The following is a 24,266-nucleotide window of genomic DNA, read 5'->3' on the forward strand; positions in this document are numbered from 1 at the left end:
TATGTTAATTGTTTGGTAATATCGTATTGAGCGTGTAAAGTATACCTATTATGGTATCGTTTTGTTATTACTTTAAAGTAATAATGTATACTGTAATTTTGATGTATTAAACAATTTAGGATAAAACCGGTATTAAAACATTTAATGATTTTAATACCGGCTTTTGTTAATCTACAAACTATGTATGTTTAAAGTATTATTTTTTGAGACTGCGTATAAATAAACTCACTTGATGAAGAAGACTTAGCGCCTACTCGTATATACAAGTATTCATTGTCTAATAAATCATCAGGGATGGTTACTTCTACATCTTTTAAATCTCCAAGCGTAATATCTGAAACATCTACAGATATCTTATAATCATAATAATTGTCATCTAATAATATTTTACTTCTCAAATAGATATTTACTTCACTCAGGCTTGATGTAGAAACCACTTGCTTAATTTTAAAGCTTGTATTAACAGTACCAGACTGCACATTAAAGCTTTCATCACTTATAGTAAAATATGGTGTAACCGCTACATCATACTCAGTTGATCCGTTTACATTAATAACAAGCGTATCTGATGACTGAGACACCCATGGTGCTCCATCTATTCGTACCAATTTATATTCTCCTTTGAACAAATTAGCTGAATATGTACCATCTTGGGCAATATATACAGGAATACTTGTATGTAATTCATAACCGTCTTGATACAATGCAAATGTAGCTCCTTGTCCTCTAATACCAAGTGTTTCACCTTCATATACAACACTACCTGAAAGCATTGCATCTGGCTCATCATAATTATCCAATTCGCAGCCTACAAACACTTGTGTAAGCATCATTAAAGCCATTATATATACATATTTTATTTTCATAATCTTCTGTTCTAATTTTAATTAATGGAATGGATTCTTAACTAATAATGGATTATTACTTATATACGATTCGTATATCAAAGAATAATAGTTAGCCATCCGGAAATATCTAGGACTTAAGAAACGAGCAGGTACTACTTTTTTAAAGATATACTTATTGTTATTTTCATGCCCCGGACGAATTACGCGATAAGGGAATAAACCATGAACCACAGCGTCTTCATTATTCCAGTCATTATCCCATAACTGATCTGCAATTCTCCATCTTTTTACATCAAAGTAACGGTGGTTTTCAAATGCCAACTCTACTCTACGCTCATGTTGAATTGTTTCTATAGATAAACTGGTTAAACTATTTGCGGGGAAACCAGCTCTTTCACGTATAGCATTAATATAAGGCAAGGCTACACTTTCTTGTCCTAGCTCATAAGCTGCTTCTGTTGCGTTTAAATAAATTTCTCCTAATCTATAATAAGGCCACCAGTTATCTGCTGAAGTTACTCTAGTACTCGCACCAGATTCTTCACTTACAAATTTTCTAATATAAAAACCTGTATTACTTACATCTGGTTCATTATCCTTTGGTCCGTCAAAACCTGTCAAAATATCCCCATCCGTATAATAATCACCTAAATTGGAGCCATTTGTAAAGTCGTAACCACTTCCATTCCAAATAGCAACACCTGCTTGTATACTTACAGGCGTACTTTTAAAACTCGATCCTGGGTAAATAATGGTACCATATAAACGAGCATCTTTATTTGCAAAAATGTCATCGATATTCGTGTAGGTTATATAATCTCCGTTGGCATCTAAATTTTCTAAAGTTCCTTCTGAACCATCTAAATATTCAAAACTTTCGACCAAATTTAACGATGGCGAAATAGTAGAAGAAGACTCGTTGTCTTCAGTTAAACTCTTAGGAATATTGTCATATGCAAATCGGTGTACTTTTAAAGACAGTTCATAATCTTTAGCAAAAATGATTTCCTGGCTACTTTTAGACATTAACATCTCGTAGAAGTTAATTCCTTTATCAGGGTTTTCATTGTATAAAGCATACCCTCCATTATTAATTAATTCTTGCGATGCCTGTAACGACTTTGTATAATATCCATTTGCCATAGAAGCAGGAATACCTACTTCTTCTCCTGGTAACGTTATAGGAGATGACATTAAATTATTATATTTAGCCAAAGACCCTGCATATAGCATAGATCTACTTTCTAATGCTAATGCAGTATAGTAGTTTGCCCTTGTAGTACTTCCGTTATTCCCTTCTAAAACCGATTTAATATCTTCCATCTCACTATAGATGAAATCATATATCTCATACTCCTTAGATCTGGCTATTTGTAAATTAGAAACATCTCCATCATAATTATAAACAAGCTGTTCTGTTACCAATGGAACTCCTCCCATTCTTTTCACCATTTCAAAATATACAAAGGCTCTTATAAAACGAATCTCAGCATTATATAAGTTTTTTTCATCGTCTCCAAGCTCTGTACTGTATTGCTCTATATTATCTAAAGCAAGGTTTAAATCACGAACAAAATCATAATCCCAGTACGTACCGTAATTATTACTATAATCAAAATTATTTCTCCAGTTGGCATCCCAAGTACCAGACCACATAGCTTCATCTGTTTCACACATACCTCCTGTGTTAAATACTCCGTGCAACGAAGGTAACCTGTTGTAATAATTTGCAAGCAAGGATTTGATAAGTTGTGAATCGTTCCACAACTGATCATCGGTAATTATTGTTTCAGGATTTCTCTCTAACCAATCTTCATCATTACATGAAATTGTAAAAACAGATAAAACAATTGCTATATATATACTTATTTTTTTCATTGCTTATGAGTTTAAAAAGTTAAATTAAAACCAGTTAGTATGGTTCTTTGCTGCGGATAAACTACCGCTGCATTCGCTTCAATTTCAGGGTCAATCTCAAATTGTTTTACATTATCAAAAGATATTAGGTTAGACCCACTTACGTAAAGACGTATCTTTTGAATTTTAAGTTTTTTAGTAAATGAACTTGGTAATGTATAACCGAATTCAAGATTACGTACTCTTAAGTAGCGTACATTGTGTAACCAGAAATCACTATTTCGATCGTTTGGTCCAACGTTTCCTTTTCTAAGTGCAGGATAATATCCAGCCACCCACTCACTATTCGGATCATAAGGATCTTTTCTATGCCAACGGTCGGTTAACAGATATGCAGGTGAATTACCTCCTCCGTGGAATGGATTACGTAACTCATAATTTTGGAACCATGACTGCATTGCCCCTCCTGTAAAGTCTATATTTAAATCGAACCCTTTATAGTCAAGTCCAATGTTACCACCAAACGACATCATTGGAGACCATCCTGTTGGATATCCAATAGGTCTAACATCCATATTGTTAATAACACCATCACCATTTACATCTTTGTAAATAAAATCACCCGGTAATTGAGTGGTATTATTATGCCCATCATTATTAACAGCATGATTATTAATATCTTCCTGACTTTGGAAACGACCAACAACCTGATAACCCCACCAGATACCGCCCCAACGGTCTTCAGAAGAATTTGTATACTCATTATAAGAGTTCCCAAAACGTGGTTTATAAGAAGATATATTTCTATATCTTGAATAAGTAAAATTACCACTAATGGTATAGTTTAACTCTCCTATATTATTTTTATAAGTTAAAATAGCTTCTGCTCCGTTATAACCATTTTCTCCTAAATTTTCATTTGGCAAACTATAACCAACCTCATTTGGTAATAATACATCGTATCTAGATGCAGGTACACCAGTTCTTCTAACCCAGAAAACATCCCCTGTAAATGATAATTTATTATCAAATAAGCTTACATCTATACCAATGTTTGAATTGGTATTTTTAACCCATGTTAAATTATCAACGGGTAAATTTCTTGGTATAACCCCTGTATAGTATGTATCATCTAAAACGGCGCTACCACTACCCCAAGTATAACCACCTAAATAGTCCCATAAACCAATTCCTTGCTCAATACCTGTTTGCCCCATGGAGGCTCTTAATTTCAACTCGTTAACTACACCACTAAATTTTTCAAAAAATGGTTCTTCAGATATTCTCCATCCAGCAGAAGCTCCTGGGAAAAATCCCCAACGGTGTCCTGGTGGATATAAATAAGATCCGTCATAACGTCCTAATAATTCTAAGAAATACTTTTTCTTATAGTTATAATTTATTTTACCAATGTAACCAGCTCTTGCTTCATATTCCCAATAATCATAAAATGAGTTCATCTTATCAAACTCTAATAGCGAACTATAGTTATTTGAAGGATTAGTTCCCATTTGAAGATAGTTCTTATCATAGTCAGAACGTTCATAAGCCCCCATAACAGAGAATGAATGGTCTCCTATTTCTTTAGCATAATCAACTTGTAATTGATAAAACTTAGCTACTACTTCTCTTTCTGTTTGATAACGCCAACCAGAATCAGATCCTCCTGTACGATTATAAGAGTCACTAGCTTCGTTATATGAATACACATCGTACGTGTACTGGAATCCATCAAACTTGTTATTGGTATAATTATATGAAGCTGTTCCTTTAACATTTAAACCAAAATCAAAGCTATATTTGGCATACATGTTAATATTTATATTTCTATTGAGATTATCCTTATACCCTGCAATATCTCTATGGAATAAAGCCGGATTATAACCATAGTCACCTGTATTATTTATGTAATCTGTATTATCATTTGCATAAGGCCCAACCGTAGGTATATTTTTAAACATAGCCAAAATAGCACTAAAATAACCATCTCCTCCAGGAAGACCTACGTCCTCTGTTTTCTCTTGCCTAGCACTTATTTGGGTTCCTAGACTAAGCCTCTCAAGAATTTTCGCCTCTAAATTTACCTGAATGTTGGTACGATCATAACTAAAGTCTTCCATCATAGCGTCTTGTTTGGTATTAGCCAAAGACATATAATAGTTTACTATTTCTGAACCTCCTGTAACACTGGCATTAATATGTGATTGAGGAATATTTTTTCGTATGATCATATCATAGTAATCATATCCTTGATACCCAGGTTCTGTTCCTGCTTGCCATTTTGCTAACTCTTCTGGAGTGTAAACAGACGTAGGATCTTGTCCGCTATTCTGAGCAGCCTCTACAAGTCCACGAGTATATTGCGCCGCATTAGCTAACTTTGGAAAGCGTGTAAAATTTTGCCAGCCATAGTATCCGTTTACATTAATTCTTGCTTTTTTAGTTCCACTTCCTTTTTTTGTGGTTACTAATACAACACCGTTAGAAGCTCTAATACCGTAAACGGCTGCAGAAGCATCTTTTAATATCGTAATACTTTCAATATCTTCAATATTTAGCGAATTAAAGATATCGTTACCAGAAACATTTTGAGATTGTACCCAGTCTGTTCCGGTGGCACCACCATAAGGTATACCATCAATTACATATAAAGGGTTTCCTAAATTTCTAATTTCTACCGAAGCACCTCTACCGGGTCTAGCATCCTTAGCACGCACTGACACCCCTTGCATTTTTCCTGCTAAAGCACCAGCGGTTGTAGTAGATGCAGTTCTTACCAATGCTTCTGACTTCACTTCACTTACCGCACCAGTTACTTCTACTTTTTTCTGAGTACCATAACCAACAACAACCACCTCATCTAACTGAGAAAAATCTTCTTTAAGGGCTACATTTACTTCTACTCTACCTTCTAACGGTATTTCCTGTGTAATAAAACCTAAATAAATTATTTCTAAAGTTGCGTCTGCACTGCTAACTGTAATCGAAAAGTTACCGTCAAAATCTGTTACGGTTCCATTATCTGTTCCTTTTTCAACTATACTAGCCCCCATTAAAGGCATTTGGTCGGTAGCAGAAACAACTGTTCCTGTAATCTCCACCTCCTGAGGAGTTTTGATAATACCTGACTGTGAAACACTTACAACGTTTTCGCTTTTCTTAACAACAATTTGTCTGCCTCCTATTTTATAGCTTAATGGCAAATTTTTAAATGCCTCTTCTAAAACTTTATTAATCGTAGCTTCTTCTACTTTTAAAGAAATTTTATAATCATCTTTAACAATGTCATCACTATAAAAGAAAACGTATTCGCTTTTGTTTTGAATTTCCTCAAACAAAACGGTTAATGAAGCTTCTTTAAGGTCTATATTCAGTTTTTGAGAATATGACTCATTTGCAAAAACGGAACCGAGTCCTAATGTTATTAATATAAAAAATACTCTCATAAATATTATGATATATTTTTTGATACTAAGTTTCTCTTCCCATTTAGGGAAACTAATATCTTTTTTATTCATAAATTTGTTAATTGTTAATTAGTATTACTTATCCAATGTAGTATTAATGTATAGCCGAAAGATGCGCCAACATCTTTCGGTTTTTTATTGCTTACAAAGTATGTGTCATAGGCAAAAAAGTTTTTGGTTTAATTTTAAGTTATTCTATAATTATATTGTTTTCTTGTTTTGTATAAGTAAAGGTTGAAGATTCACTTATTATGTTAAGCACTTCTTCTATATTGGTTTTTAAATCTAAGTATCCTGAAAAAGTTTGCTGAAAACGATCCTTATTTCTAACCTCAATAGGCACATTGTAATATCTTGATAATCGTTTTAGTATGTATTCCATATCATCGTTCTTAAATACGATTAAACCTTTTCTCCATAAAAAATAATTGGAAACATTACCTTCTTTAGTACTTACCTGCTTTTCATCTTTGTTATAAGAAGCAATAGTACCCGGTGTTATAGTTACCGACTTTTTAGTATTTAAAATATTACCAGACTCATAATTAATTCTAACACTACCACTTTCTAACGCTGTTGTAACTGCCTTTTCATCTGAATAACAGCTTACATTAAAAACGGTACCCAAAACTTCAATCTCATGATTTTTAGCTTTTACCGTAAACGGATGTTGCTTATCGTGCGCCACATCAAAGGCAGCCTCCCCTTCTAAGTATACTATACGCTTATCTCCGCTAAAAGATGAAGGATACACTAATTTACTACCAGCGTTAAGCCAAATATGGGTTCCGTCGGCTAACTTAAGCTGTGTATGTCTGCCATATGGTACAACAACAGTATTCATCACTATAGCAGAATTCTTAGCCGTCTTTGAATTTCCTATTAAAACCATATTATCTGAATTATTGTAGACTATAATTGAATCTGATTTTGATACGGTAAGCACATCGTCTGATAAAACCAACTGTACTTCTTTAATGGTTCCTACTTTTGTAGTCTCTAACAATTTTACATACGAATCATCAAAACGCTGTGCATTTTTATAGACAGCGCCCGAAACTATAATTAGCACAGCTATAGCAGCTGCCCAATAAAGACGTTTAATTTTTCGTTTTCGCTTATAACGTTCAACAGAAGACATAATTCGCTTTTTGAGAAGCGTTTTATCTTTCTCCTGAAAATTATTAAGCAACTTTTTTTCAATATCTTTCATAATGAAACTATGTATAATCTCTAGGTCTTTTATATACAAAGTCAGCTTACGGAAATGTATAGACAAAAAAATGATGTTTTTTTAAAAAAACATCACATAAAAATAAAACTACATTAACGATAAGGTTTTCGTTTTACCAAATACTTAAAATAAATCCGATAAAAAGCACACAGATTTCTCGTAACGATTTTATACCTCTATATACTATGGTACGGGAAGTTTCTACTTTTATATCCATTATCTCGGCTATTTCTTCATAGGTTTTATTCTGCATAAATTTTAGAGTAATACCTTGTCGTTGCTTTTTAGGAAGTAATAATATTGCTTTAGACAGCTTATTTAAATTTTCATTAAAGACCTCTTGCTCTATAAGTGATTCTTCTGTAGATGTTTCACTTAAAAAATCGGTTTCAAGTTTAAAGGCAGGCGCTACTTGTAACTTTTTATATTCAGGATGTTTTAAGATTTTATTCTTTAAAGATCGTAACAGATAAAATTTAACATTAGAAGTATCACTTAGATTTGAATGATACTTATACAAGTCTAAAAACATATCGTGTATGCTATCTTGTACAATACTAGACTCACCTGTTACCTTACAACCAAATAAAAATAATTCATCAGCATACTTATCATATAGCTGACCTAGCGCAATGGTAGACCCTTTTTTAAGCTCTTGCCAAATAGTAATTTCTGATGTGTTGGTTGATTTCAATCCTGATTTTTTTTTAGCAATTCAACTTTATGTTATTATCATAAAACGTATTGTTAAAAACCAAATTTAATATTTTTTTAAATACAAAAATAGAAATATCATAATTTGATTGTTTTATTTTAATCTGTACCTAACCATATCTTACACCACAAAAAAACAAAGAGTAAAAGTGTACCCTTCATAAACAACTTACTAAATTATTGATTACCAGCATCATGCGTCGTAAGAAAGAGCCATCACAAGTAAACTACTTAGAGGAAAGCCAACGAAGCATTTAATAAGCATGGCATTTTTATTTAGAGACAAGTCTCGGAGCATTTAATCTCAATTATTGAGTAAAACATCAAATTGTTTTTTTTAAAGAGAAATTTTCCGAAGTATTTATACGTTCTACAATAAAGAAGAATATCATCTCTTTACTATTAAATTCTGGGATTCATGACCTGTTGCATACGCAACATAAAGCTTTTATCACCAACAGGTAATTGTTGTAATATTTTGTCATAGCGAATGGTACCCAAATCCCTTCCTTTCTTTATGTCTTTTATTAATAATCATCTAAAGAAAATATAGTAAGGATTGTAAAAATGGCAACACGAAAAGCAGGAATTCGCAAAAGCGTATCTCCTCATGTACTCCAACATAGTTTTGCTACACATTTATTAGAATCGAGAATTGATTTACGCCAAATTCAAGTAAAACAACAGAAATTTATACACATGTAACTACAAATACTTTTAAAAAAATTAAAAATCCGTTAGATTAGCACTATTACTATATATACGTTAGATGTAATTTCAAAAATAAATGAATGTGTATAAATCAATTTCATTACTGGCTTTAACTGTTTTAAGTTCCTGTCAAATAAATGATAATAAAGAAAAAACTGAACCCATAAATAAATACTCAATATTCAATGGGATTTATCAATCGGAAGCTGGAGTGGAATTTTCTGTAAATGCGAAAGATTCAATGTTGATTATAACTACAGACTCTGTGAATTTATATAAGTACTCTGACAATTGGGCTGATGAACGAATTCAAAAATGTAATTTTAAATCTATTGAACTAATCGAAGCAACCATAAATAATGACAGAAAAAAAATTGCACTTCTTTTTGGTGATTCACCTATTGCAATGGACGATTATGTAGAGCAATACTTAAGCATGCACAAAGAAGTTTTACTTACGTCTCCAAAGCCTGTTGAATGGAAAATAGAAAATACATTTTATGTTGATGAAATTTCAAATCACGGTCACGAATCAAATGGTTGGAGATGGACAACATATTGCAGAATCTATTGGGAGGATGGTAGAAATCAAATAGTGAGATATAATTGGCTACCTAAAACATATTTTATTGACGAGTGGGGCTTAGATAAACCTGTACCATTCAAAAGTCAAATGTTATTTAAACCCAGATTTCCTTTTCGTTCAAGAATTAATGTTTATGACCCTAAAACCAATACAACAAAACTATTGAGAAACATTGATAAACTAGATAGAGAAAGTGCCATTCCTGCAAGGTTTGTTTCATATAATACAGAAATAAATCAAACTGTATCTGTTCGATTTAGGGTTTTGGATAATGGTGAACATTATATGGAAATAGGTCCAATAGATGATAACTTATTAGTAAAAGCAAATAAAAAAACTACACCTAACAATTGTAGGTGTTGCACAACTCTTAAATAACCGTAAAAGATTAATGATACAAGTCGCTTTAGAGCGACTTTGTTGTTTTTAACGGTAGTGGATTTTCTAGTTTTGTGGTAGGCTTACAAGCGGTGTACGAACTTTTAGGAAGGCTTTCATGGCAATTGTAAGCAGGCGTGTGTTTCCCTGATTACTATTGGCTTTTTGGGTGGTGTATTTTAGGTATTTTTTGAGGTTGTAAGCCGTAGCACCAAATAACTACATTAAAAATCACTTTTTGTTTAACCCCGTTGAGTCGTCCTATGAGGGCACAATTGCATCTTACACTTTTAACCATAACCATACCGGATATGATCAGTGGATATATATTGAGCTAGTAATTTTGCTAAAAAATCAGAAAGCTCATATATACATACAGGCTTTCCTCAACACAATTAAGCTAACCAAAACTAATTGCTATATCCCGGATTTTGAACTAGGTTGCTATTAGTTTGTAAAATCGCATACGGAATGGGATATAATTCTTTGGTAGTATCTGACGCATCATGAGAAAACCAAGATTTGGAACTAAATACACCAAAACGAATCAAATCCTGTCTTCGGTGGCCTTCCTGACAAAATTCCCATCCCAATTCGTCTAAAAAACGACCATAGGTAATATCTGATCCGCCTTCATGAGTTTCCGCATAAGAATCTCTTCTTCCGTAATCATAGCTACTTCCTAAAGCCAATTCAGCATCTGTTACTTGTGCATACGCTGCATTGTCAAACGCACGCATTCTTACCTGCGTTACCAAATCTCCTGCACCGGGCTGACCGGAACGTAACAAAGCTTCTGCTTTCATCATCAGAATATCGGCATATCTAAATACCGGAAAATCATTACTAAGCCGGTTAGTAGCCCCAATTTTATATTCAAACTTACCCCATCGGTAGCCATCATCTTTATCAGATTCATCTATGGATGGTACGGCATTCGTGTAGTTAATACTCAGCAAATCCCCCGAAGAGCTGTATTGAGCACCATAGATATAATTTAATTCCAAACGATTATCAGAAGGGTCAAAACTATCAATAAACTGTGGAATGGCACATACTCCCCCCCAAGGAGCATTTGTAAAATCATAGGTAAGCTGGCTCTCCTGTGCAAGAGTCTGCATATGAAAATCAAAGGCATTCCAATCTGTTACATATTTTTCATCCATGGGCAGGGCAAAAATAAGTTCTGAAGAGTTTTCATTATCAGTAATAAAAACATTCTTCTGGGATGCCTCTAAAGCATAGTTCCCTGAGGTAATCACCTCATTGCATTGCTCAATACATTGCGCCCACATCGCGCTTCCTTTCCAAACCTCTGCATTTAAATACATCTTAGCCAAAAGTGTATGCCCTACCCATTTATTCATTCGTCCATAATAGGCTCCTGAAGGCTCTTCTGATAATAGACCTATATTGTCTGTTATTTCACTTACAATGAAATCAAAAACAGCTTCCCTTGTGGCCTGTTGCGGCAAACTGGTATCTGCATAATCGGTAACAATGGGTACATTCCCATACAAGTCCACCAAAATATAGTAATAGGAAGCTCTCAGTACTTTTAATTCTGCTACAACAGCATTTTTGATCTCATCTGTGGTAAAGGTAATAAGGTTGGTATCTATCTGATACAAAATTCTATTGACCGTGTTAATACCGTCAAAGGTACGTGCCCAACCCTGATATACCCCGTCATCATTACTGGTCCAAGTATGCTGATGCCATCTTTTATAAATGTATCCATCAATCCATCCAATCCCTATGCGGGCAGGAATCACATCCTGATCGGCTGATAGTTCTTGGGAACGTACCACCCCATTCCACAAAAGCATCGTTTTTCGCCACGGTACATAAGCGGCATTCACCAAGGCACTAATATCGGTTTCGGAGGTAGGCTGAAACTCTTCACTAACTACACTTCCGTAAGCATCGTCATATAAATCGGTGCATGCAGTAATACTTATTAGCACTACCATGCTTATTATCATATAAACTTTCTTTAGTTTCATCTTTACTAAGTATTACAATTAAAAATTAGCTTGAACTCCCAAAGTAAACGTTCTTACCGTAGGAAATTTTTGTCTGTAATCAATTCCTGGTGACAATCCTGAAGTATTCACTTCCGGATCCATTCCTTTATACCCAGTTATAATCAACGCATTATTGACAGATACGTACAGACGTAAGGAAGAAATAACACTGTCTTTTAAATCCTTAAAATTATATCCCAATACAATATTGTTGATTTTCCAGTAGTCTCCATCTTCCACATAGTAACTGTTAAACTCGGCCTGTACCTCAGTACTCAGGGTAGTTTTCCCAAATATCTTATCATTAACTGATATAAGCCTATTGTCCCGGTAACCATTTTGGGTTCCCTCAAAGTTCATACGAGATTCATTGATTACTTGAAAATTAAATGCTCCACGCATATTCACCGTTAAATCAAAGTTCTTGTACGTAAAGGTGTTATTGAATCCTGCAAACCATTTCGGAAGTCCATTTCCTAGGTAATGTCTGTCTTCTGGTGCATGGGTAAAATCATCATAGGCCACGCGGTTGCCCTCTTTATCTAGGTACACCCATTTTCCATCATCATCCACATCCACAACTTTAAATCCGTAGAAATTACCAATAGATTGTCCCACTTGAACACGATGTGAGGTGGTCCATTGGCCTTCATAAGAAACGGCTCCCGTATCAAAATAATCGTACTCGGTCTGAAAAGCACTACCATTCAGACTCTTTAACTTATTCGAATTGGTCGAATAAGTAAGGGTGGTTGTCCAACTAAAATTATCCGTGGTTACGGGCGTAGCATTAATTAAAACTTCCAATCCTTTGTTCACCATGTTTCCTCCATTAGCCATAATGGTTGGATACAAATATGGGGGGGTAGGTACGTTGTAAGAGTACAAGAGCCCCTTTACATCACGGTTATAAAAATCAATAGATCCTGAAACTTTGCCTCCCAGAGTTACAAAATCCAACCCGATATTGGTTTCCCGTTTCTCTTCCCATTTAAGATCCGGATTGGGATTCGAAGCCGGTATGATGGTTCTAATCCACTGTCCGTCCACATATACATAATCTCCATAGGTAAGTAATGCAGTACCTAAAAAGGAAGCCGAAGGTTGTGAACCGGTAACCCCGTAGCCTACTCTCAGTTTTAAATCATCAAAAACATGTTGATGCTCCATAAAGGCTTCATTGGTTATTTTCCAACCCAAGGAAACTGCCGGAAAGGTACCCCAAGCATTATTGGTTCCCCAGAGTTGGCTGGCTCCCTCATGTCGGACACTGGCCATTAGTAAGTATTTATCGGCATAGGCATAATTGACCCGTCCAAAGAAACTGATTAGATTGGTACGTAATTTACCGGACCCCATACCGGCAAATCCTTCCTGCAAAGCACTTCCAACTCCAATGTTGTTCCAAGTACCAAAGTAATCATCCTGAAAACCATAGTTATTCATATTGTACCACTCGCTTTCATTGGCTATATATCCATAACCTCCAAGCACCGTAAAACTGCTTTTATTCAGGGTTCTATCGTAAGTGGCAGTAAGTTCCATCTGTTTGGTGGTATTAAGATATCCTCCTATATACGAATACCCAGAATAGCCATCACGTATATTTGAAATATGATTTAAGGTTTCGGAATAACCACTGTTTCTAGGTTCTCTGGTTAATGAAAAATTCCCGTTTAGTGTCAAATCCTCTATCGGTTTGTAATTAATGGTACTGGTATACCGCATTTCGGTAGTTTTTACATCTCCGTCTGCTTCTTCAAGTAAGGAAAGTGGATTTACATAATCGAGTTTATTTAGGTTTTGGTACCAAGACCCGTCTTCATTACGTACCGGAGCGGTTGGATTGTACCGCAAGGATTGAAAATAGGCAAACTGATTAAAACTACCTCCCGCTTTGGTGGATGTGTAGCTATCATCGCGCCCCATCAATCCGAATTTAAACAACAGTTTGTCGTTAAACATCCGATGATTGATTTCCAATCGTCCTCGAAAGGTTTTATTATCAGATTTTAAAAACACTCCTTCTTGGATATTGTAGTTTAAATTAGCAATGTAATTGGTTTGCGTATTACCCCCCTGAAAACTTAGGTTATGTACATGGGTTATGGGAGTTCTACTTATTTGATCTAACCAATTGGTACTACTACCTTGATCAGCATCCGTATACAAAGCCCGAAACTGATCCGCATTTAAAAAATCAAGTTGACGAGCAATTTCTGAAGTACTGACAAATCCCGAATATTGCACCCGATTGATTTTACTCCCGGTAGCTTTTTTGGTTGTTATCAGAATCACCCCATTGGTTCCCCTTACTCCATAAATCGCAGCAGCCGATCCGTCTTTTAATACATCAATACTTTCAATATCCTGAGGTGCTAACGTATTGAGACTTCCGGGTACCCCATTGATCAACACCAACGGATCCGTATACGCTCCACTTAAGGTATTGTTACCTCTTAATTTAATAGCCGTAGTGGCTGTGGGATCTCCGCTGGAATTGGTCACCATAAGACCTGCTACTTTTCCCTGAATAAGCTGTCCGGCATCGCGTGACTGTCCCTGATTAAAACTTTCCGATTTCACACTCACTACGGCACTAGTTACATCACCGGCTTTTTGTTTTCCATACCCTACTACCACAACATCATCCAGTGTTTGCAGGTCATCTTCAAGCGCAATGGTTAGCGGATCATCACTATTGATGACGATTTCCTGAGTTTTAAACCCCATATAACTGATTACCAATAAGGAACCCTGAGGTACATCCAAAGAAAAATGACCATCCATATCTGTGGTGGTAGCAAGTTGCGTATCTTTTACATAAACGGATACTCCCGGTAATGGTATTCCGTCGGATTTAGCGGTGACGGTACCCGTAATAGTGATCTGTTGAAAATTCCTATTGATACTGGTATCCGCTGCCCATAGTGGCGGAGTCATACAAAATGCAACTCCCAATACAATAGAAACAACACAATGACATAGCTTCTGTTTGATTGTTAGATATTGTTTGTCCATAAAATTACTGTTTGATTAAAATTTAGTAATTACGAAAACGTATTCGTTATTTGGTAAAAAATTTTCTTCCTATGCTATTTCTTTAAGTTCTGCTCCGAAGCCCAATCGGAGCTTTGGGAGGTCTCTTAACAAATGAATTTCTATTCCATTTTAATGGTTACTTTCTTGCCTTTATAAACGATTTCTTTTTCTTTTCCATTGGGTAATCTAATGGAAAATGTTCGCTTGGTCAGCATCCCTTGGTAGTCCCCCTTTCTTTTGGAAATGGTCAGTTTACCATGCACATCATCCCATGAAAACACAATGGTACTAAAGGCCCCTTGTTCATAATTATAGGTATCAAATTCATCTTCATACAGGGTAAATGTCCCATCCATTCCAGGATACACACACAGGGTTAAATGATCCCAGCTTTTTTCAGTGGCATATTGCACATCAGGACCTATAGGTAGAATCGTTCCTGATTTTACATATACAGGAATAATATCCAAAGGTGTTGTTCGTTCAACCGTTTGCCCTCCCTCAAATTTTTCATTGTTCCAGAAATCATACCAATAGGTTCCTTCAGGCAAATAGGTTTTTTGAGATTGCACTTTACTAAAATCAGCTACCGAATTGCTAGCATCATTCGCTTTCACATACATCGAACGGGTTACAGGATGTATCAAAAGTGATTTCCCAAACATATATTCTTCTGTGTTATCCCAAACCTTTGAATCCTCAGGAAAATCCATAAACAGCGCACGCATCATACTCGAATTATATTCGGTAATGGCATAGGCACAACTATAGATATAAGGCAACAAAGCATAACGCAGTTTGATAAATTTTTCCTGCGTATCAAAAATAGGATCTCCTTTTTTGCCGAATTGATAAATCTCACGTGGTGCATCGGTTCCATGCGAGCGCATCATCGGAGAAAACGTCCCAAACTCCAACCAACGTGTATAAAGTTCACGATAATCCGCATTGTGTAGTGCATCTCTGTAATGGTGCAGAAAAAATCCACCAATATCACTATTCCAATACGGTATTCCGCTTAGTGAGAAGTTAAGCCCTGCCGGAATTTGATTTCTCAGGGTTTCCCAAGAAGCCTGTGTGTCTCCGGACCAAGTATTAGCTCCAAAGCGTTGTTGACCGGCAAAAGCAGAACGTGTTAGAATGAACACTCGTTTATCATCCGTGATAGCTCTTTGGTGGGTATATACACCTCCTACGGCCATCAGCGGAAAGGCATTTCTAACTTTGCGAAACGACCCTAAATAGGTTTCATTGGTATAATCTTCCGGCTTAATTTGAAGGTGATCCGGTTCGGTTGAATCCATCCACCAACCATCGATTCCTAAGGAGAATAGTCCTTTATTTAAATACTTCCAATAGATATCCCTAGCTTTGGGATTGTAAACATCATAGACCAAAACCCCGGAAGGATAGTCGGGATTAGGAGGCCATTTTTCAGACCCCGATTCCGGCCAGGTGGTAAAGTTCAATAACATATTTTCAGCCGCCAACTCCTTGTATTGCTTTGTCATCGGACCAAAGGACGACCATACGGATATCATCAGATGGGCATGTAAATCATGTACTTCCTTCACCATTTGATCCGGTGAGGGAAACCCCGGGTTAAGAAACTCCATGGCATTCCATAAATAATTGTTGCCCCAGTACCGCCAATCCTGTATGATTCCATCCAATGGTACTCCCAGTTTTCGATATTGCTTCACCACATCAATCAATTCATACTGACTTTTATAACGTTCTTTACTCTGCCAAAATCCGTAGGTCCACAAAGGAAATAGAGGTGCCTTTCCAGTAAGGGTACGCATTTGGGAAATCACTCCATCGGCATTTCCTCCATACATAACATAGTAATCTATAGCATCTCCTACATCCGATCTAAACGAAGTCTCTGCAGCATTATCCGTAAAATCTGTAGGCGCATAATTATCCCAGAACACCCCATAGCCTTTGAAAGATTGAAAAAACGGTACTACATCATCCAAATTGCTTTGTTCCAATCGGTAGGATTGGTTACGTTGATTGAGATTGCCTCGTTGATGTTGCCCCAATCCGTAAATAGGTTCATCGGCATCCAAATTAAAAGCTTGATAAACAGCATAGGTATCTTTTCCATTATCCTTCACCGGAGTAAACCCTATACCGGTGTTCTTTTCTGATAGTAAAGATGCTCCTGTACTTTTATAAAAACGTACAGTCCCCTCTGTTTTATTCAACTGTACCTTGAGGGTTTTGGAAGCGATTTCAAGAGCATCGGCACCGTCTGTTACCTTTAAGGTCACAGGCTGTGGCTTTAAAATTACCGAAAGGCTTTCCCTTTCGTACTGGTTTCCTTTTGGATACTTGATAATGCGAACAATTTCATTGGAATAAAATTTAATTTCAACGGTATTTTCCGCTAAAGTAGTGGTCAAACCTAAAGCTGTTTTTTGATACTCCTGAGCATATCCTAATAAGCAGATACACACCCCTAGTAACATGGTAATAAATGTACGTTTCATTTATAAATTGGTTATTTATTTAAGATTACTGAAATACTAAAACGTTATCGAGTATTCCTCTTGGTTTTATTTCCGAGTATAAAACTATGAGATATTACATCAAATCATTTGAACAAATGTTGAAAATAACTATAACATATGTTGCATCCAACTAACACATTGATAACAAGACGCTTACAGACACACAGGTAATCCTTTTAATAGTCTATGGTCAGTTAAACTCTCCATTGGAATGTGCTGAATAAAGGATATGTGATCTACAGGTTAGCCTGTAAACCAATTTTTAAGTGCTCAAAATAGCACAAAGTGCCTCCTTCTATCTATGGAATGCTTCCTGAAAATTTTTAAGAGAGTGGTCTTCCTAAGAAACCATTAAAAGTGCGAATGTTAACTAACCCGTTCCGCTCTAAATTGGCTAGGTGTTTTGCTATAGACCTCATGAAAACATTTGGTAAAATAGGATACCGAATTAAATCCGGTCTCTTCAGCAATTGCAGTAATGGAAGTGGAAGTTTGCAAAAGAAGTTCTGCCGCTTTTTTGAGTCGGATGTTTCGAATAAATGCAGTAGGCGACAAACCGGTCAGTGCTATTAACTTTCTATAGAGACCAGTTCGATCCATAAACATATCAGAGCTAAATTTTTCAACCGAATAGTCGGGATTCTTCAAATTATGATACACATGCACCAATGCCCTGTTCAATATACTTTTATCCAATGAATTGGTCGCTACGCGATCTGTTTCTACGATGGTAGCCTCCACAAAGGCTTTTCTTCTGCTACGGGTAAGCTCCAATAGCTTCTCAATTCGCATTCGAAGGACTTGAATATCGAAAGGCTTTACCAAATAGGCGTCTGCTCCGGATTCGTATCCCTCCAATCGGGCCTGATCAGAGGTTCTTCCGGTCAGTAAAATTACCGGAATATGGCTGATACTTACTTCGTTTCTCAAGGATTTACAAAACTCAGCACCAGTAAGTTCGGGCATCATGACATCACTAATGACTAGGTCCGGAGAATGTAGTAGGGTTTGCTCCAAAGCTTCCTGACCATTGCAACAAACAATCACATTGTAATGCATTCCCAATTCTGATTTCAAATAGTCTCGAAATCCGGCATTATCATCAGCAATCAATAGGGTTTCATTAGCTACAGCTTCCTTTTCAGACAGGTAGTGTTTGGGTGCTTCCTGCCCTACAGAAAGAGTTACGGTAAATGTAGTTCCCTTGCCTACGACACTTTTTATGTGAATCGTTCCGTGGTGTAATAAGGCATATTCTTTTACCATAAATAGTCCCAATCCACTTCCCGGTAAACTTCCTTTTTGATTTTTAGCCTGGTAAAAACGATCAAATATTTTCTGTTGTTCATTTGCATCAATTCCAATTCCCGTATCACTCACTTCCATGGTTAGCAACTTCTGACCTTTGTCCACGATTGCCTTTACGGTAATTTGTCCTCCTGAAGAAGTATATTTAAGCGCATTGGATAGTAAGTTTGCCACTATCCTACATACTTTTTGTCTATCTATAAAAATGGCTATTGCTTCTTGTGATACATCAATCTTGAAGCTGATTCCCTTTTGAAGAGCAAAGTCCCTATATTGTTCGGCCAGTTCTTCAATACACAACAAATTTTCATAAAATTGAAGTTGTAGGGTTTCTTTTCCCGAATCCAGCTTTTTGAAGGCTAATAATTGATTGACTACATCCAACAAAAGTTGTGCATTGTTATTAATCTGCAGCAGCTCTTTCTTCAATACCAGATCGTTTATTTTTAGAATTAAGGCTCTTAAGGGCGTAATCACCAAGGTCAAAGGCGTTCTTAATTCATGACTGATATTGGTAATAAACTCTGATTTTGCCACTTCAATGGCATGGTTCTGGGCATGTTGTCTTCTCAGCGCCATCTTTTTGTTAAAGTATACCACTGTTACCATTATCACTAGACCTCCCAGTAATACATACGCAGTATATGCCCAAGGTGTTTTCCAAAAAGGAGGTGCTATATATAGGTGCAAACTATCGGTAGTATCGGACCAGTTCATCCCATCAGCGCTTGCCTGCAGGTGAAAGTTATAATCTCCCGGAGGAATTCCTGTATAATTAGCCTCCCCATTCCCTAACATGGTTTTTTTCTCTCGCCAATCCTCATCAATACCCTCCAATTTAAAGCGGTAATAGGTTTGAAGCGGATTGATATAATTAAGTCCTGAAAAAGAAATGGTAAAGAAATTTTGATTGTAACGCAGTTCCACACTGTTGGTATAGGTAATTCCTAACTCTTGAATTCCAAGATCCTTGGATTTCCCAAAAATCTTTAGACTTAACAGAATCGGATGTAAATTCAACTGGTCATTTTTCTTACTTGTAGGCAGCATATTCATCCCTTCAATACCTCCGGCATACAAAACTCCCGCTGAGGTCAAAAAAACAGCGCGTTCAGCAAACGCATGATCAATAAGTCCGTTATAGGTATTAAAATTCTGAATTTCAAACACATACCCTGAATCCACTGCTTTTTTGTACAGATGGCTAATACCCATGGAAGTAGTCACCCAAAAGGAATGATCCTGATCTTCAATAATGGCTTTGATACTGTTATTAACCAATCCCTGATCTGTATGTATGGTATATAGCTTTTGCTCTTGCGTACTCCACAAGGTCAATCCATCATAGGTTCCCAACCAAAGATCGTTATCAGAATCGTTCAACAAACAGGTATATTTATGATTTACATACTGAAACATGGGAAAACGCTGAACTGCTTTACCCAATGGAAATTCAGGATGGGATGTATCCTTATCCAATAGAAAGGGGCCCGATTGTGACAATCCCATGAATTGTCCGTTATAAGTTAAGATTTGTTTCACATTCGAAATCTCCTTGGTAAGTTCAGTAATTACTACAACCGCTTCGGTTGGTGTAACCTGCCATATTCCCTGAGTCGCCGTTCCTACATACAGGGCTTGATCATCTCCTGAATACAGGCAGTTTACCGGTTCAGAAAAAACCTTTGTGATTACCGCCTCCGGAGTCATTCGGTATAACCCATCAGAAGTTCCTATCCAAATCATTCCTTTACGGTCTTTATACATACTGTTACACTCCATACCTGCTTTTAAAATCACAGGTTTAAAGAGTTTATGACCATTATGAGCTATTTGATAAAGTCCTTGGGAGGTTCCCACAACAAGGGTATGGCTGTCATATTCCTCAAAACAGTTGACCTGCATCTCCCCTGCCTCCACATCTTCAAAAAAGTCCTTTTCATAACGCTTAAAACGGAAGCGATTCGGATGATAATAAAATAATCCTTTGTTAAGGGTTCCAGCCCAAAACCCATCCTGGTTATCAAAATATATTGTACTGATTTCGGTGCGGATGTATTCTCCCTCTTTCAAGGGCATTTTCTCCATAAGATGTCCTGTGTGATCTCCTGCTTGAAAATACCGCAGCCCCTTACGGCAACTCATATAAAAATCTCCCTTTTTATTGGCTGCAAAACAATTCAGCCAATAGTCATTGGCTTCCAGCAGTACCTCCACCTGATGATTTTGGGTATCAAAACAAACCAGCTGTCCTTTATAATACCCTCCTCGGACAATATACAATTTGTTGTGCACCCAAGTTACATGCACCCAATTATTAAAGCCCATCTCCCTAGATACCAAACTGGTGTAAAATAATTCTTTACCAGACTTGGTATCAAATTCTCGAATCAAGCCGGATTTATAAATCAAATAGGTCTTAGCTGCAGAACTTACTACATCAAACAAGACATCCTGAGGATTACCTAACGGACGAACATCTTCTAAAAACGTAGTTACACCCGAGAGGTCATGAATTTTTCTAACCAAACTAAAGTCATGGGTTAATCCCCAGATATGCTCAGAAGGGTCTATATAAAGATCGATCAGCTCCTCTTCAAACCCTAGTTCTTGTAATAGGGTTGCAGGATCTATCATAGCCCTCTCCTTTTCTAAATTGACAATGGCTAATTTTCCCTGATTTTTAAACCATAGCCGGTTACCTTCCAGATAGGAATGATGAAACCCTGTGTAATTCTTTAACGATATGGTATTCGCATCATCTATGGGAATGGTTTTAAAACCGGAACCGTCATACAAATTAAGCATCCCTTCGGTGAAAACTCCCAGTCGACCATCTTTGAGTTGAATAATATTTCTGATTTTTTCTTCATTGAGCTGTTCGCGCCCTTCCACGGGAGAAAATACCAAGTTTTGCGTAAAGCCCATGGTGGCAATCAGCATCAGCAGTATATACAGCCACCCATACTTCTGATTACTCACCGGTACTTTCAATATTTTCATAACGTTTAAATTAGCCCTCAATTGCAATTATACGAAAAAAAACAACTGTAATTTTACGAATTATGCGATAAAAAACAACACAAAATATGAATTTGCTAACCTATTATAATCAATTTCTGCTGCTGGGGCTTAGAAACTACGATATGCAATTACATCATCAATTGCAAAACGAAAAAGACGCGTCAACTCTTAAAATTACATACGGTCAGTGAAATATCCAACAGTAATGATGCAAGACTGGGCTGATTACATAGATAGTAACCAATAATACAAATACTATTCTCGGTGCTTATCTAGTAATAAATGGATGCCTTCTACCTTCCATGCTGTAATTTTTGAACTCAATTTTACTGGTATAGTATAGCATCCACTTTTTACTCCAGCCCACCATGTGGATTTGCTGACAGGGATATATTTTTAGAATATGGGATAGTCTTACAAAACCGATTTCCGGTACAGTATTATGCTTCATTTGCTAGGTCCTTTATAATGGTTAGGTAGTGATTAGCACAAACATCATTCAGGTTCATTGAACCCATCCTAATTTAGGGGATTGATTTCCCCTGACGTGATGTCTGATGAAATTTTTGAATTTTAGTTGTGGGTCTGAACCACTATTATAGGTTCAACTTTTTGCTATAAAGTTTATTTGAGATTTGAGTTTTAAGCTGATTTGTACTGCTGTATTTTTGTATACAGCAATCCTATCTCAAAACACCAAAACGGTGTAAGAATTTAGATAGTTTAACATTGATGGGATAAGCTGGATGGTAGTATAATACTAGAAAGTTTTTATAACCGTATAGTAATTTTAAGGATTAATTTTATACGGATTGTTTAGAGCTTGGCTTCTTTAAATGCTTAGATGTCTTCTAAAATAGCGTTTCTGATTTTCGCAGCCTTTTGCTTGTTTGGTAAATTTTGACTGGGATTAGAATTCATCAATTACAAAGAAAGGTACAAAAAACGCAATTAATCTATACAATAAAATAAGATTACATGTATCTTTAGACTATAAAACACCCAATATGGTATATTTAAAAACAGCGTAAATCTATTTTTAACCTGTAGCCATATTTCAGGACTAAACATTTGAGAAACCAAAATAATATGAATAAAAAAATAAGTCTAAAAGACGCTATTTCTATCGGAATTGGTGGAATGGTTGGTGGTGGAATATTTGCGGTTTTAGGATTAGCAGTGTCATTGGCTAAAGGTGCAACACCTGTTGCCTTTTTATTCGCAGGCTTAATTGCTTTATTAACAGCATATTCTTACGCTAAACTTTCCAAAAAATATCCAGAAAATGGTGGAACTGTACGATTTGTGCATCAACAATATGGAAACGGAATTTTTGCGGGTGGAATTAATAACCTACTTTGGGTAAGTTATATTGTAATGTTAGCCCTTTATGCTTCGGCTTTTGGGGCTTATGGAGCAGAGATGATTTCTATAACCGGAAATAAAGAAATCGATACTCGGATTTTTCAAAGTGCAATTATACTAATTGCGCTATTCATCAACTACTTGAGTGTAAAACTTGTTGGCGAAATAGAGTCAATAGCTGTTGTTATAAAACTAATTATTTTAATTGGTTTTATTGGAGTTGGGTTTTATGGTTTTTCTTTACACCCAGAAAATCTTGGGCAATTGGCACCAAGTAATTGGGAAAATCCTATGTTAATACTTTCAGGAGGTATGGTTATTTTTGTTGCTTATGAAGGCTTTGAATTGATAGCCAACTCTATTTCCGATTTAAAAAACAAAGAGAAAAATACTGAAAAAGCATATTTTGGTGCAGTCGGTTTTGTTGTTATTTTGTATATCTTAATAGCTATTGTAACAGTAGGTGCGTTACCTTTTAAAGAAATTGCAAATGCCCAAGACTATGTTTTAGCGAAAGTAGCTGAACCAACATTAGGGCAAATCGGATTTACAATTATAACCATTACTGCATTGATTTCTACATTTTCGGCAATTAACGCAACCGTATTAGGAAGTGGAAGAATTAACTACGATATTGCTGAAGATAAAGAATTACCACAATATTTTACTCATAAATTTTGGGGTAAACCAATAGGCTTAATTATAACTGCAATTTTATCTATTACCTTGGTAAACTTATTTAATTTACAGAGTATATCGACTGCTGGAAGTGCTGGATTTCTTTTAATTTTTGCAATAGTCAATTTTATCGGTTTTAAAAGACATCAAGAATTAGAATCAAAAAAATGGATTCATTTATTAGCAACCATACTTTGTTCATTAGCATTTATGACTTTAATAATCCAACAATTTTCTGAAAACAAAATCGGAGTTTTAACTGCATTGGGAATTATTTTATTTTGTTTCTTATTAGAATATGCATACAAAAAAACTGTGCCCAACAATGGGTAGCTGTTGCACAACTCTTAAATAACCGTAAAAGATTAATGATACAAGTCGCTTTAGAGCGACTTTGTTGTTTTTATCGGTAGTGAATGTTTTAAAAGTGACAACTGCATGTAAAATTCAAGGATTACAACTCTTTCGATGATGAATCCATCTTTGTATTTTCTTACTCTTCAAAGCG

11 protein-coding genes and 1 pseudogene are annotated in these 24,266 nt (G+C 36.0%); 3 read left to right on the forward strand and 9 right to left on the reverse strand.

What is annotated here, in order from left to right:
- Positions 1-188: 188 nt before the first annotated feature.
- From NBRC110019_RS14860 to NBRC110019_RS14880, 5 genes are all read right to left on the reverse strand, one after another.
- A complete protein-coding gene (locus tag NBRC110019_RS14860) occupies positions 189-866 on the reverse strand; it encodes a DUF3823 domain-containing protein (protein ID WP_281756166.1) in 678 nt (225 codons plus the stop codon).
- A 21-nt stretch (positions 867-887) separates the two neighbouring features.
- On the reverse strand, positions 888-2,726 hold the full coding sequence (locus NBRC110019_RS14865) for a RagB/SusD family nutrient uptake outer membrane protein (protein ID WP_281756168.1): 1,839 nt from the start codon (positions 2,724-2,726) through the stop codon (positions 888-890).
- Between the two features lie 11 nt (positions 2,727-2,737).
- Positions 2,738-6,151 (reverse strand): TonB-dependent receptor, encoded by a 3,414-nt coding sequence (locus NBRC110019_RS14870; protein WP_281756170.1) that lies wholly within the window; start codon positions 6,149-6,151, stop codon positions 2,738-2,740.
- A gap of 211 nt (positions 6,152-6,362) precedes the next feature.
- Complete coding sequence (locus tag NBRC110019_RS14875; protein ID WP_281756171.1) at positions 6,363-7,385, reverse strand: FecR family protein; 1,023 nt, start codon at positions 7,383-7,385, stop codon at positions 6,363-6,365.
- A 133-nt stretch (positions 7,386-7,518) separates the two neighbouring features.
- The gene (locus tag NBRC110019_RS14880) at positions 7,519-8,100 is read right to left on the reverse strand and encodes an RNA polymerase sigma factor (protein ID WP_281756173.1); all 582 of its coding nucleotides are present in this window, start codon (positions 8,098-8,100) and stop codon (positions 7,519-7,521) included.
- A 557-nt stretch (positions 8,101-8,657) separates the two neighbouring features.
- Between NBRC110019_RS14880 and NBRC110019_RS14885 the strand changes: the two are divergent.
- Positions 8,658-8,866, forward strand: a pseudogene (locus NBRC110019_RS14885) (tyrosine-type recombinase/integrase); the annotation flags it as partial.
- Between the two features lie 41 nt (positions 8,867-8,907).
- Positions 8,908-9,795: a hypothetical protein gene (locus tag NBRC110019_RS14890; protein ID WP_281756174.1), complete on the forward strand. Its 888-nt coding sequence runs from the start codon at positions 8,908-8,910 to the stop codon at positions 9,793-9,795.
- Positions 9,796-10,205: 410 nt separating this feature from the next.
- Here the strand turns inward: NBRC110019_RS14890 and NBRC110019_RS14895 are convergent, their stop codons facing one another.
- The 4 genes from NBRC110019_RS14895 to NBRC110019_RS14910 form a co-directional block, all read right to left on the reverse strand.
- Positions 10,206-11,801, reverse strand: coding sequence for a RagB/SusD family nutrient uptake outer membrane protein (locus NBRC110019_RS14895; RefSeq protein ID WP_281756176.1), 1,596 nt, complete (start codon positions 11,799-11,801; stop codon positions 10,206-10,208).
- An 18-nt stretch (positions 11,802-11,819) separates the two neighbouring features.
- The gene (locus tag NBRC110019_RS14900; protein WP_281756177.1) at positions 11,820-14,843 is read right to left on the reverse strand and encodes a SusC/RagA family TonB-linked outer membrane protein; all 3,024 of its coding nucleotides are present in this window, start codon (positions 14,841-14,843) and stop codon (positions 11,820-11,822) included.
- Between the two features lie 140 nt (positions 14,844-14,983).
- The gene (locus NBRC110019_RS14905) at positions 14,984-17,362 is read right to left on the reverse strand and encodes a glycoside hydrolase family 31 protein (RefSeq protein ID WP_281756179.1); all 2,379 of its coding nucleotides are present in this window, start codon (positions 17,360-17,362) and stop codon (positions 14,984-14,986) included.
- A gap of 387 nt (positions 17,363-17,749) precedes the next feature.
- Positions 17,750-20,596, reverse strand: a complete 2,847-nt coding sequence (locus NBRC110019_RS14910; protein WP_281756181.1) for a hybrid sensor histidine kinase/response regulator transcription factor — start codon at positions 20,594-20,596, stop codon at positions 17,750-17,752.
- A gap of 2,208 nt (positions 20,597-22,804) precedes the next feature.
- Here NBRC110019_RS14910 and NBRC110019_RS14915 point away from each other — a divergent pair.
- Positions 22,805-24,091, forward strand: coding sequence for an APC family permease (locus NBRC110019_RS14915; RefSeq protein WP_281756183.1), 1,287 nt, complete (start codon positions 22,805-22,807; stop codon positions 24,089-24,091).
- Positions 24,092-24,266 lie beyond the last annotated feature (175 nt).

This window comes from Neptunitalea chrysea (genome assembly GCF_027924145.1).
GTDB classification, from domain to species: Bacteria; Bacteroidota; Bacteroidia; order Flavobacteriales; family Flavobacteriaceae; genus Neptunitalea; species Neptunitalea chrysea.